We start from the raw sequence: 13,191 nt of genomic DNA, 5'->3' as shown, positions 1-13,191 counted from the left end.
CAAAACAAACAAGAATGCCTCCCGAACTCACCTTCCTCCTCTTTCTCCTCCTGCGCATGGCGATTGCTGCGGCGTTCGTCGTGACGGCGTCGATCATCACCGAGCGCTCGGGTCCCGTGATCGGCGCGCTGGTCGCGACGCTCCCGATTTCCGCGGGGCCCTCCTATGTCTTTCTCGCGCTCGACCACGACGCCGCCTTCATCGCGCAGGGTGCACTGGCGAGCCTTCCCGTCAACGCCGCGACGATCTTCCTCGGGCTCACCTACGTAGTGCTGGCGCAGCGGCGCAACCTCATCGTCAGTTGTGGTGCGGCAATTGCCGTATGGATCGCGCTCGCCTCGATCATCCGCCAGTTCGATTGGTCGCTGACGGCGGGCCTCGCCGCCAACCTGATCGCGTTCGGCATCTGCATTCCGCTGCTCGCGCGCTACCGCCAAGTGAAGATGCCGCTGGTCACGCTCCGCTGGTATGACATTCCCTTCCGCGCCGCGCTGGTCGCAACGCTCGTTGCCATCGTGGTGTCGACATCAGGATGGGTCGGGCCGCGCGTCAGCGGCATCATCGCGCTCTATCCGATCGTCTTCACCAGCATGATGGTGATCCTGCATCCGCGCATCGGCGGCCCGCCGACCGCGGCCGTGATCGCGAACTCCGCGTGGGGCCTGCTGGGATTCGGCATGGCAATCGCAGTGATGCACGTGGCGGTCGTGCAGCTTGGATCGCCGGTTGGTCTCACTCTGGCGCTTGCAACCTGCGTGACGTGGAATCTGACGCTGTGGCGGCGCGGACGCAGGAAAGCTGCACACTGAAGCGTAAGCAACGCGGACGGAAAGTTTGCGGGCTCAGGGCGCGTAGTTTTACGGTGTTTCGCTGCCAGTTCTCGATATCATTATTAATTTAATCTTTGTGTCTTGTCCGTAAATGTACCCGTCGGAGGCGCTCTCGGCGCTTGGTCGGAGATCGGCATCAGGGGATCATGTCCGAGTAAGCGGACATTGCAGAGTTCAGCCAACCAGTATGAGCGATCGGCCGGCCGAAAGCTCAAACTGCTCGTTACCATGGCGCGCCCGCATGCGAGCGCCCAACGCAGACTTATGACTTGATTCCGGAGGAAGCTTTGATTTTTGGTCGCAAGCCTAACCACGACCTACTCGCCTTGCTGGCCGCCAAGGCGATCAGCGCAAACGTCATGATCGCAGACGAGAGCTTCAACATCGTCTACATGAACGAGGCGATGACCGAGTTCTTCAGAGGTGCCGAATCGGACCTCAGGAAGGAGCTGCCGCAATTCAAGATCACCGGATTGATCGGCGCCAATATCGATGTGTTCCACAAGAACCCGAGCCATCAGCGCCGGATGCTCGAGAGCCTCCAGTCGCGGCACCGCGCGACGATCAGGATCGGCCGGTGGACCTTCGATCTGGTAGCAACGCCCTTGAAGCACCCCGACGGACGTCGTGCCGGCGTCGTCGTCGAATGGTCAGATGCCTCGGTGCGTCTCCAGAACGCCAACTACGAGGCCCAGGCTGCGGCGATCAGCCGGGTTCAGGCCGTCATCGAGTTCAATCTCGACGGCTCGGTGCTGACCGCCAACGAAAATTTCCTGAAGGCCATCGGCTATTCGCTGGCGGAAATCCAAGGCAAGCACCACAGCATGTTCGTGCCGCCGGTCGAGCGCGATAGCGCGGCCTATCGTGAATTCTGGGCAGCTCTCAACCGCGGTGAATACCGGGTCGGCGAATACAAGCGCATCGGCAAGGGCGGCAGGGAAGTCTGGATCCTCGCATCCTATAACGCGGTTCTGGATGACAAGGGCAGGCCATTCAAGGTCGTCAAGTTCGCAACGGACATCACCGCGGAGAAGCTGAAGAACGCCGATCTCGCCGGCCAGCTCGCCGCGATCGACAAGGCGCAGGCGGTGATCGAGTTCAACATGGACGGCACGATCATCACGGCCAACCACAACTTCCTCGCCACCCTCGGTTACGGCCTGTCCGAGATCAAGGGCAAGCATCACAGCATGTTCGTCGAGCCGTCGGAGCGCGATAGTGCGGCCTATCGCGATTTCTGGGCTGCGCTCAACCGCGGCCAGTACCAGGCGGCCGAATACAAGCGCATCGGCAAGGGCGGCAGGGAGGTCTACATCCAGGCCTCCTACAACCCGATCCTCGATCTCAACGGCAAGCCGTTCAAGGTCGTGAAATATGCGACCGACACCACGAAGCAGGTCTTGGTCCGCATGGGCAATGAGCGCGTCCGCGGCATGATGGAATCGGTCGCCGCCGGCTCAGAAGAGCTCAACGCCTCGGTGCGGGAGATCTCCGAGGCGATGACCAAATCCCGCGAGACCGCGATGAGCGCGGTGGATCAGGTCGCCTCCGCCGACGCGCAGGCCCAGCGCCTGACCGAAGCCGCGCAGGCAATGAGCGGCATCGTCGAGATGATCAACAGCATCACCGGCCAGATCAACCTGCTCGCACTCAATGCCACCATCGAATCCGCGCGCGCGGGCGAGGCCGGTCGCGGCTTCGCGGTGGTCGCCTCCGAGGTGAAGAGCCTCGCCAACCAGGCCAAGCAGGCCACCGACAAGATTGGCCAGGAGATCGGCAGCCTCAACGGCATCTCCGGCGACGTCGTCAGCGCGCTCAGTTCGATCAAGCAGGCGATCAACAATGTCAGCGAATACGTGACCTCGACCGCGGCCGCCATTGAGGAGCAGAGCACGGTCACCAACGAGATGTCGACCAGCATGCAGCGCGCGGCGGCGGAAGCCGCCGCGATCGCGGCGAGGGCGTAGGCCGGTACCAGCCTGTCGTAGGAGCTTAGCGTGAAGCGCAGTCCGCCGGGCGTTACCCGTCACTTTCGTCGCTGCGAGAGAAGAGGTGGGTTACGCTTCGCTAACCCACCCTACGGTTTCGTCACTGCTTCGGCAGCTTGGCCTTCAGCGCATAGAGCGCGTCCAGCGCCTCGCGCGGCGTCATCTCGTCCGGATGCAGCGCTTTCACGGCTTGCATCAACTGCTCGGCCTCGCTCGGCGGGGCCGCTTCCGCGGCGGCGCGTGAGGGGACCGCGAACAGCGGCAGGTCGTCGACCAGCGCACGCGCGGTCTGGCCGCGGTCTTGTGCTTCCAGTTTCGCCAGCACGGATTTGGCGCGCGTGATCACGGCGGGCGGCAGGCCGGCGAGCTTTGCGACCTGGATGCCGTAGGAGCGGTCGGCCGAGCCCGGCAGCACCTCGTGCATGAACACGACGTTGCCCTGCCATTCCTTCACCCGCACCGTGGCATTGAACATCCGCGGCAGCTTTGCCGAGAGTGCGGTGAGCTCGTGATAGTGCGTGGCAAACAGCGTGCGACAGCGGTTGCTCTCGTGCAGATGCTCGATCGCGGCCCAGGCGATCGAGAGGCCGTCGAAAGTCGCGGTGCCGCGGCCGATCTCGTCGAGGATGACGAGCGAGCGCTCGCCGGCCTGGTTCAGGATCGCGGCCGTCTCGACCATCTCCACCATGAAGGTGGAGCGGCCACGGGCGAGATCGTCGGCGGCGCCGACGCGCGAGAACAACCGGTCGACGATGCCGATGCGCGCGCGCGAGGCCGGCACGAAGCTGCCGGTCTGCGCCATCAAAGCAATCAGTGCGTTCTGACGCAGGAAGGTCGACTTACCGGCCATGTTGGGGCCGGTGAGCAGCCAGAGCTGGCCGGACTTTTGGCCGGGTGATGGCGAGAGATCACAGGCATTGGCGATGAACGGCTCGCCATTGCGCTTCAGGGCCTGCTCGACGACGGGATGGCGGCCGGCCTCGATCGCAAAGCCGAGAGAGCCGTCGACCTCGGGCCGCACGTAATTCTCGTCGAGCGCGAGTTTTGCCAGCGACGTTGCAACATCGAGCAGTGCAAAGCCATGCGCGGCGGCGCGCAAATCCTCACTGATATCAAGCGCCTTGGCGCAGAGCCGCTCGAAGATTTCGAGCTCGAGCCCGAGCGCGCGGTCGCCGGCGTTGGCGATCTTGGCCTCGATCTCCCCTAACTCGGACGTCGTGAAGCGCACTTGGCCCGCCAGCGTCTGGCGGTGGATGAAGGTCGCATTCAGCGGCGGCGACATCAGCTTATCGCCGTGCTGCGCGGTGACCTCGACGAAATAGCCGAGCACGTTGTTGTGCCGGATCTTGAGGCCTTTGATGGAGGTGTCGTCGGCGTAGCGCGCCTGCATCGAGGCGACCACCAGGCGCGAGGCGTCGCGCAGGTTCCGCGCCTCGTCGAGCGCCGGCTCATAGCCCTCGCGAACGAAACCGCCGTCGCGCTTGATCAGCGGCAATTGTTCGGCGAGCGCGGTCGCAAACTCTGCCGCGAGCTCGCGCGACGGCCGCTGCATCGCTGCCATCACCGCGGCGATCTCCTGCGGCGGCTGGTCGATTTCATTGAGCCGCGCCAGCGCCTGGTCAGCCGCCAGGATGCCGTCGCGGATTCCGGCGAGATCGCGTGGCCCACCGCGGCCGACCGAGAGCCGCGCCAGCGCCCGCGACATGTCGGGGGCACCGCGCAGGATGCTGCGGATATCCTCGCGCGCAGCGGAATCCGCGACAAAGGCGCCGACCGCGTCGAGCCGCCGCGCAATTCCTGCCGCGTCCGTCAGCGGCGCGGCGAGGCGTTGTGCGAGCAGGCGCGAACCGGCCGAGGTGACCGTGCAGTCGATGGCGTCGAGCAGCGAGCCGCGCCGTTCGCCGGCGAGCGTCCGCGTCAGCTCGAGATTGGCGCGGGTGGCAGGGTCGATCGCCATGGTCGCGCCCGAGGCCTCGCGCGCGGGCGGCGACAGCGGCGGATGTTTTCCGACCTGGGTGCGGTCGACATAGGTGACAGCTGCGGCCGCGGCAGTGGCTTCGAGGCGCGTGAGCTGCGCAAGCCCGTCCATGGTCGCGACGGCGAAATAGTCGCACAGGCGTTTCCCGGCGGTGGCTCCGTCGAAGACATCGCGGGTCAGCGGCGTCACGGCCGGCAACTCCCGCAAGACCGGCCCGAGTTCGTTGTCGCTATAGAGCGCGTCAGTGACGATCGCCTCGTTCGGGTTGATGCGCGCGAGCGTTGCGGCGAGCTCGCCGCCGGCGCATTCCGTCACCATGAACTCGGCGGTCGAGATGTCGATCCAGGCGAGCCCGAAACGGTCGCCGCCGGAAGAGGAGCGGGCGCGCGCGATCGCGAGCAAATAGTTGTTGGCCCGTGCATCGAGCAGCGTGTCCTCGGTCAGCGTACCCGGCGTGACCAGTCGCACCACGCCGCGGCGCACTACGCTCTTGTTGCCGCGCGCCTTGGCAGCGGCGGGATCCTCGGTCTGCTCGCACACCGCGACGCGGTGACCAGCTGATATCAGGCGGTGCAGATAATCCTCGGAGCGCTCGACCGGCACGCCGCACATCGGGATATCGGTGCCCTGATGCTTGCCGCGCTTGGTCAGCACAATGCCGAGCGTCTTGGAGGCGATCTCGGCGTCCTCGAAGAACAATTCGTAGAAATCGCCCATCCGGTAGAACAGCAAGAGGCCCGGATGCGCCGCCTTGATCTCCAGATACTGTTCCATCATCGGCGTCACGCGCGCGGACACTTCCGCTTGCGGCGCGGGCACGTCGTCGGGGGGAGGCACAGGGATCGGCTGCTGGACGGTCATGAGCGGCGCAACCTACAAAATTTCGTCCCGTGCTCCTATCGCTTTGGCTGGGAAGACCGGGTTTTCCACGCTGTCCGCACGGCGGGATATGGGCGCCACAGCTTCGGTCGTCGTTCCCGGCTCGGGCGCCCCCATTGCGCAATGTGGAATGACAGTTGAGATTTCATGCCAAGCATGCGCCAGGCCATGCAGCCTTGCGCGAAACCGTCAATTGACCTGCCGCGGGTGCCCTCCTAAAACTGCGCCGTCATTGAAGAATTTGGCCGGACCGCGGCACTCAGGGAGAACAACGATGCGTGATGTGTTTATCTGCGATGCCGTCCGGACCCCGATCGGCCGTTTCGGTGGCTCGCTCGCCAAGGTGCGCGCCGACGATCTCGCCGCTGCCCCGATCAAGGCGCTGATGGCCAAGCACCCCAAGCTCGACTGGTCGCAGGTCGACGAAGTGTTCTTCGGCTGCGCCAACCAGGCCGGCGAGGACAACCGCAACGTCGCGCGCATGGCGCTGTTGCTCGCAGGTCTGCCGGATTCGGTTCCAGGCCAGACGCTGAACCGCCTCTGCGCCTCCGGCCTCGATGCCGTCGGCGCGGCCGGCCGCGCGATCCGCTCGGGCGAGATCGAATTCGCGATCGCGGGCGGCGTCGAATCCATGACGCGCGCGCCCTTCGTCATGGGCAAGGCGCAGGAAGCCTTCTCGCGCTCGGCCGAGATCTTTGACACCACCATCGGCTGGCGCTTCATCAACCCGGTGCTGAAGGCGCAGTATGGCGTCGATGCGATGCCGGAGACCGGCGAGAACGTCGCCGAGGAATTCCAGGTCTCGCGCGCCGACCAGGACGCCTTCGCGATCCGCTCGCAGCAGCGCGCGGGCGCGGCGATCGCGGCGGGCTATTTCGCCGAAGAGATCACGCCGATCACCATTCCCGGCGGCAAGGCCGGCCCCATCACGGTCGACAGGGATGAGCATCCGCGTCCGGAGACCACGCTCGAGGGCCTCGCCAAGCTGAAGCCGATCGTGCGCAATCCCGGCACGGTGACGGCCGGCAACGCCTCCGGCGTCAATGACGGCGCTGCCGCGATGATCCTCGCTTCCGAGGCCGCCGTGAAGGAGCACGGCCTGACGCCCCGCGCGCGCATCCTCGGCCTTGCGTCAGCCGGCGTGCCGCCGCGCATCATGGGCATCGGACCCGTGCCGGCGACCCGCAAGCTGATGGAGCGGCTGGGTAAGAAAATCAGCGATTTCGACCTGATCGAGCTGAACGAAGCCTTTGCCTCGCAGGGCATCGCCTGCCTGCGTCAGCTCGGCGTCAAGGACGACGCTGATTTCGTCAATCCGCATGGCGGCGCGATTGCGCTCGGCCATCCCCTCGGCATGAGCGGCGCGCGCCTTGCGCTCACGGCCGTCCACGGCATGGAGAAGCGCGGCGGCAAGCTCGCGCTCGCCACCATGTGTGTCGGCGTCGGCCAGGGTGTTGCCGTTGCGATCGAGAAGCTGAATTGACGGGAGACTAGTGTCCCCTCATCCCGGAGCCACCGCAAGGGTGGAATCCGGGATCTCGAGATTCCGGGGTCTGGTCGTTCAGACCATACCGGTCCGAAGTCTGTCACAGGTACTTCGAAAAAGTCCAGCAGCTTCAGTGCTTAGCGCCATTTTTCTTCGAGTGTCACACGGTCCGATGTGTGACACTTTTCGAGGGCGTTCTGTTCACTATCCTACCCCGCGAATGGCGCAGCGTAGAGACCTCGCGATTGAAATTGAGGTGATCGGGGCAACTTCACCGGCTAGCACCAAGCAGACAATCGACAAAGTCGTTGCCACCTGCCAACGAAGCCAGCCGCATGAATGGCGCGCAGTATTTTTCTCTGTCGAGAACCCAAAGAATAAGATTGTATCAACTGACGGGTATCAGCCGACAGATCACAGATCGATAAAAGCAGTGCCGACTTTGAAATCGTAGTATTCGCCCGACCCTTGATTCAGCGCGTTACGAAAAGCGCCGTAGTATCTCGCGTTTCGAAGGGCCCGTATCGCATCCACTAAATCTGTTGCGTCATGGGAAGTCTGACCGCCTGTGCTATTAGATCGTCCAATTGTTCGCAGTCCTGATTTCTCAACGGAGGACTGCGCGTGAAAATCTGCAAGCTTCGGTTCTGGCCTCGCTTCATGCTTTGGGTGAAGCGGATGGACGCGGCTATCACCACCGCGACGCGACTGATCAACATCGCGGCCGTCTGCATCAAGCTCTGGCAACTCGTTGCGCCGTGGCTGAAAGGCCCGACGCATGAGAGATGGGAGCGGCTCGGGCGGGTCGATGCTGGCGCAGGGGCGAGTGCCGAAAAAATGTGACACTCGCCGGCGGAATCATTCAGCGACACGATTGCCCCGGATGTGACAATGCTAAGTTGCTGAAAGCACTCGATTCCGATAGACCATCCCCGGAATGACAGGGAGAAAACAACAGCATGATCATCGAGCGTGAGCGGGACGTCACGGCTGCGGCACTGGCGGTGATGGAGCGGACATCCGATCCGCGGCTTCGCCAGATCATGGTCTCCCTGGTCAAGCACCTGCATGGCTTCGTCCGCGATGTGCGCCTAACGGAAGCGGAATTCCGCGACGCTACGGCGATCGTGGCCGAGCTCGGCAAGCTGACGACCGACACGCATAATGAAGTCGTGCTGATGGCGGGCTCGCTCGGCGTCTCGCCGCTGGTGTGCCTGCTCAACAATGGCGATCAGGGCAATACAGAAACCGATCAGTCGCTGCTCGGACCGTTCTGGCGCTTGAACTCGCCGCGGGTCGAGAATGGCGGATCGATCGTCCGCTCCGAGACGCCCGGTGCGCCACTGTTCGTGAGCGCCCGCGTCGTGGACAGGGACGGCCGTCCCGTCGCGGGCGCGGAGGTCGATGTCTGGCATGCTTCGCCGGTCGGTCTCTATGAGAACCAGGATCCCGAGCAGGCGGACATGAACCTGCGCGGCAAGTTCACGACCGATCAGGACGGACGCTTCTCGTTCCGCTCGGTGATGATGGTCGGCTATCCCATCCCGACCAACGGCGTGGTCGGCCGCCTCCTCAAGGCGCAGGACCGGCACCCCTATCGTCCCGCGCATCTGCACGCCCTGATCTTCAAGCCCGGATTCAAGGTGCTGATCTCGCAGGTGTACGACCCCGCCGATCCGCACATCGACAGCGACGTGCAGTTCGGCGTGACGCAGGCGTTGATCGGCAAGTTCCTGCGCCATGATTCGCCGCATCCGACCGAGCATGAGGTTGCGACGCCCTGGTATTCGCTCGACCATACCTACCGGCTCGAGGCCGGCGAGGCCGTGCTGCCGCGTCCGCCGATCAAATAAGTCAGCCCACGGGTAGTGCGCAGCAGGATCGCTAAACCCGCTTCCCCCAATTAATTATATACTATAATGATTGGCGGAAGCGTTGACCGGCCGGACCAGAATAGCCGGGGAGGAGTTCGCCAAAAGTCGCCAGGAGTTTGGCCATGACATTCATCTATCCCGCCGACAGCAACAAGGCGCATCCCTTGCCGCTGTCGCCCGACTATAAGAGCTCGATCAAGCGGGCGCCGCACAAGCCCCTGATCCCGATGCGCCACACGCTGTCGGAGCTGACCGGCCCGGTCTACGGCCATGAGACCGTGCGCGAGGGCGACAACGATCTCACCCTTCAACACAAGGGCGAGCCGCTCGGCGAGCGCATCATCGTGCACGGCCACGTGCGCGACGAGGACGGCCGCGGCGTGCCCAATTCGCTGGTCGAGATCTGGCAGGCCAATGCCTGCGGCCGCTACGTGCATCTGCGCGACCAGCATCCCGCGCCGCTCGACCCGAACTTCACCGGCGCCGGCCGCACCCAGAGCGATGCGTCCGGTTACTACCGCTTCGTCACCATCAAGCCCGGCGCCTACCCCTGGGGCAATCATCACAATGCCTGGCGGCCCGCGCACATCCATCTCTCGGTGTTCGGTCATTCCTTCGTCAGCCGCCTGGTGACGCAGATGTATTTCCCCGGCGATCCCTTGTTCGCGTTCGATCCGATCTTCAACGCGGTGCCGGACGAGAAGGCGCGCGCGCGGATGATCTCGTCCTTCGATCTCGAGAACACGCAGCCCGAATGGGCGCTGTGCTATCGCTTTGACATCGTGCTGCGCGGCAAGAACGCCACGCCAATGGAGAACACTTAAGTGCAGGATTCTGTGAAGCCCAACGGGATCACGCCATCGCAAACCGTCGGTCCGTTCTTCAAATACGGCCTGACGCCGACCGGCGAGTATGAGTGGAACGACGCCTTCACCAACTCGACGCTCACGCCCGACGTCACAGGGGACCGCCTGCGCATCGAGGGCAAGGTATTCGACGGCGACGGCATCGCCGTGCCGGACTGCATGCTGGAGATCTGGCAGGCGGATGCGCAGGGACGCTTTGCCGATCCGCAGGACAAGCGCGCGCTGCCGAACGCCAGCTTCCGCGGCTTTGCCCGCTGCGGCACCGACAAGGACGGCAACTATTCCTTCGACACCATCAAGCCGGGCGTAGTGCCGGATCCCGATGGCAGGCCGCAGGCGCCGCACCTCCTGGTCGCGGTGTTCGCGCGCGGCATGCTCAGGCATCTCTACACCCGCATCTATTTCAGCGATGATGCAGGGCTCGCCTCCGATCCCGTACTGGCTCTGGTGCCCGTCGATCGCCGCGCGACGCTCATCGCCAGGCGCGAGGCCGGCAAGCCAGTCTATCGCCTCGACCTGCGGCTCCAGGGAGACCACGAGACGGTGTTCTTCGACGTGTGACGTCGGGCCGCCGCGTCAGGCGGCCGACGCGGCTGGCGCTTCGCCCAGTGATCATGCAGTATGGCTGCAGCACCGGGGGGCGCTTCATGACATCCTCACAACTGCCGGCGGTTGCTGAGCCCAGTTACCTCACGGCTTCGCTGCGCAAGGCCGGCGCGCTTGACGCGGGCGCCGTGCGCGAGGTGAAGGTGCTTCATCAGCGCGACACCGTCGTGTCGCACATTGCCCGGCTCGGCCTGCGCTATGTCGGGGAGTCTGCTGGTTCCCCGCAGACGCTGATCCTCAAGACGCCTCATGTCGATTTTGCCAAGACGCTCGCGCATGGCGGTCGGCACGAGGTGGCCTTCTATACGAAGCTTTCACCGAAAATGCCGCCGGGGCTGGTGCCGCGCTGCTTCGACGGGCGTTTCGAGGAGGAGAGCTCCAACTGGCATCTCCTGCTCGAAGACCTCACCGACAGCCACGAGATCGCAACCCAATGGCCGTTGCCGCCGTCGCGCGAGCAAACATTCGCGATCGTCGCCACGCTTGCACGTTGGCACGCGGTCTGGTGGGACCATCCCGATCTCGGCGACACCGTCGGTACCTGGGCGAGCACCGAAGACAGCGCGCAGCATATGGAGACCTTTGCCGGCCATTACGACCGTTTCGCCGATCTGCTCGGCGATCGCCTCAGCGAAGAACGGCGCATTCTCTTTCGCCGTCTCATCGACCAGTCCGCTCGGCTATCCGAGCGCTACCATTTACGCCGTCATCTCAGCATCACTCATGGCGATGCCCATACCTGGAATTTCTTCCTGCCGCGCACTGGTGTTGCCGACACCGTGCGCATCTTCGATTTCGACCTGTGGGGCGTCAATGTGCCGACCAACGACCTCGCTTACATGATGGCGATGCATTGGTATCCGGAACGCCGGCAGGCGCTTGAGCGCTCACTGCTCAATCTCTATCACGAGACATTGCTCGCAAACGGCATCACGGGATACACGCGCGGCGCGCTCGATCGCGATTACCGCTGGTCGGTGCTCTGGCATATCACCAAGCCGGTCTGGCAATGGGCCATCAACATCCCGCCGGGGATCTGGTGGCATCATCTAGAGCGAGTGATGATGGCGGTCGAGGATCTGGGGTGTGAGGAGTTGTTGTAGCAGCTCACGCGCCTCGGGGACCTGCTACTCCATCACCGCATGCTCCGGCCCCGCCGCCTGCTTGCGCAGCGCGGCCTTGCTTGACCCGATCATCAGGGCCAGCGGGATGGTGCAGAGGATGAAGATCATTACGAGCTGATAGTCGTGCGCGAACGCGATGATCTGCGCCTGCATGGCGACGATCTTGTCGGCCATGGCGCGGCCGGCGTCGGTGGAGAGGTTGATCATGCCGGCGACGTCCGGCATTTGCAGCGCGTGATTGAACGGGTTGATGTGCTCGGAGAGGATCGCATAGGTCTTGCGCGAGCCCTGGGTCAGCTCGGCGATGACGATGGAGATGCCGACCGAGCTTGCGACGTTGCGGAGCAGCGTCAGCATCGAGGTGCCGTCGGTGCGCAGATCGTTCGGCAGGGTCAGGAACGACACGGTCGAGAGCGGCACGAAGACGAGGCCGAAGCCAAAGCCCTGGAAGATGCTGACGGTGACGATCTCCGGCACCTGGGTCTGGTCGGTCCAACCGGTCATCTGGAACAGCGAGCCGGCTGTCAGCGTCAGCCCCGCAATGATCAGCGTGCGCGCCTCGAAGTAGCGCATCATGCGCCCGACGAGCATCATGGCGAGGAAGGTGCCGAAGCCGCGGGTCGCGAGCAGCTCGCCTGCGGTGATGATGGGATAGCCGACGACGTTTTGTAGGTAAGGCGAGGCCAGCGCCATGGTCGAGTACAGCACGAGCCCCATCACCGTCATGAAGATGCAGCCGGTGAGGAAGTTGCGGTCTTTGAACAGCGCGAAACGGATGAACGGACGCGAGGTCGTGAAGGAGTGGGCGAGGAAATAGTAGAAGGCGATCGCGGAGACCACGAACTCGGTCACGATCTCGGCCGATTCGAACCAGTCGAGCTGCTCGCCGCGGTCGAGCGCGAGCTGCAGCGCGCCGATCGCGATGGCCAGCGCCGTGAAGCCGAACCAGTCGAATTTCAGGCTGAGGTCCTTCTTCGTCTCGTCCATGAAGACCATCAGCCCGAGCACGGTGATCGCGCCGAACGGAAGGTTGACGAAGAACACCCAGTGCCAGGAATAAGTCTCGGTCAGCCAGGCGCCGAGCGAGGGGCCCATGATCGGCCCCATCATGACCCCCATGCCCCAGATCGACATCGCCTTGGCGCGTTCCTGGAGCGTGTAGGAGTCGAGCATCACGGCCTGCGACAGCGGCACCAGCGCAGCGCCGAACACGCCCTGGAGCAGGCGGAATAGCACCATCTGGTTGATGTCCTGCGCGAGCCCGCACAGCACGGAGGCGAAGGTGAAGCCGGTCGAGCAGATGATGAAGATGCGCTTGCGACCGTAGCGGTTGGCGATCCAGCCCACCGGCGCTGTCATGATTGCGGCGGCGACGATGTAGGAGGTCAGGACCCAGTTGATCTGGTCCTGCGAAGCCGACAGCGTGCCCTGCATGTAGGGCAAAGCGACGTTGGCGATCGTCGTGTCCAGCGCCTGCATGATGGTCGCGGTCATGGCGCAGATCGTCACCATGTTCCGGCGCAGGCCGGGGACCATCGCGGTGTTGGCCGGAGACGACAT

At 64.0% G+C, this 13,191-nt stretch carries 10 protein-coding genes; 8 read left to right on the top strand and 2 right to left on the bottom strand.

Annotated elements, in window-relative coordinates; all coding sequences use genetic code 11:
• Window positions 1–14: 14 nt before the first annotated feature.
• Together QA640_RS43450 and QA640_RS43445 are read left to right on the top strand one after the other, a co-directional pair.
• Window positions 15–809 (top strand): hypothetical protein, encoded by a 795-nt coding sequence (locus tag QA640_RS43450; RefSeq protein WP_283038718.1) that lies wholly within the window; start codon window positions 15–17, stop codon window positions 807–809.
• Between the two features lie 311 nt (window positions 810–1,120).
• A complete protein-coding gene (locus QA640_RS43445; protein ID WP_283043068.1) occupies window positions 1,121–2,797 on the top strand; it encodes a PAS domain-containing methyl-accepting chemotaxis protein in 1,677 nt (558 codons plus the stop codon).
• 121 nt (window positions 2,798–2,918) lie between these two features.
• Here QA640_RS43445 and mutS read toward each other — a convergent pair whose 3' ends face one another.
• Complete coding sequence (gene mutS, locus QA640_RS43440; protein WP_283038717.1) at window positions 2,919–5,657, bottom strand: DNA mismatch repair protein MutS; 2,739 nt, start codon at window positions 5,655–5,657, stop codon at window positions 2,919–2,921.
• A 292-nt stretch (window positions 5,658–5,949) separates the two neighbouring features.
• Between mutS and pcaF the strand changes: the two genes are divergently transcribed.
• The 6 genes from pcaF to QA640_RS43410 all read left to right on the top strand — a co-directional run bounded on the left by pcaF (window position 5,950) and on the right by QA640_RS43410 (window position 11,610).
• Window positions 5,950–7,158 carry a 3-oxoadipyl-CoA thiolase gene (gene pcaF / locus QA640_RS43435; RefSeq protein WP_283038716.1) on the top strand — a complete coding sequence of 403 codons (1,209 nt, stop codon included), beginning with the start codon at window positions 5,950–5,952 and terminating at the stop codon, window positions 7,156–7,158.
• Between the two features lie 681 nt (window positions 7,159–7,839).
• Window positions 7,840–8,004: a hypothetical protein gene (locus QA640_RS43430; RefSeq protein WP_283038715.1), complete on the top strand. Its 165-nt coding sequence runs from the start codon at window positions 7,840–7,842 to the stop codon at window positions 8,002–8,004.
• 116 nt (window positions 8,005–8,120) lie between these two features.
• Window positions 8,121–9,014, top strand: a complete 894-nt coding sequence (locus tag QA640_RS43425) for a dioxygenase (protein WP_283038714.1) — start codon at window positions 8,121–8,123, stop codon at window positions 9,012–9,014.
• A 143-nt stretch (window positions 9,015–9,157) separates the two neighbouring features.
• Window positions 9,158–9,859, top strand: coding sequence for a protocatechuate 3,4-dioxygenase subunit beta (gene pcaH, locus QA640_RS43420; protein WP_283038713.1), 702 nt, complete (start codon window positions 9,158–9,160; stop codon window positions 9,857–9,859).
• Window positions 9,860–10,462: a protocatechuate 3,4-dioxygenase subunit alpha gene (pcaG, locus tag QA640_RS43415; RefSeq protein WP_283038712.1), complete on the top strand. Its 603-nt coding sequence runs from the start codon at window positions 9,860–9,862 to the stop codon at window positions 10,460–10,462.
• 86 nt (window positions 10,463–10,548) lie between these two features.
• Window positions 10,549–11,610, top strand: a complete 1,062-nt coding sequence (locus QA640_RS43410) for a phosphotransferase (protein ID WP_283038711.1) — start codon at window positions 10,549–10,551, stop codon at window positions 11,608–11,610.
• Between the two features lie 24 nt (window positions 11,611–11,634).
• On the opposite strand, the gene QA640_RS43405 is transcribed toward QA640_RS43410, so the two are convergent.
• Complete coding sequence (locus QA640_RS43405; RefSeq protein ID WP_283038710.1) at window positions 11,635–13,191, bottom strand: MDR family MFS transporter; 1,557 nt, start codon at window positions 13,189–13,191, stop codon at window positions 11,635–11,637.

It is taken from the genome of Bradyrhizobium sp. CB82, from assembly GCF_029714405.1.
Lineage (GTDB): Bacteria > Pseudomonadota > Alphaproteobacteria > Rhizobiales > Xanthobacteraceae > Bradyrhizobium.
This window is presented reverse-complemented; position numbering and strand designations above follow the sequence as displayed.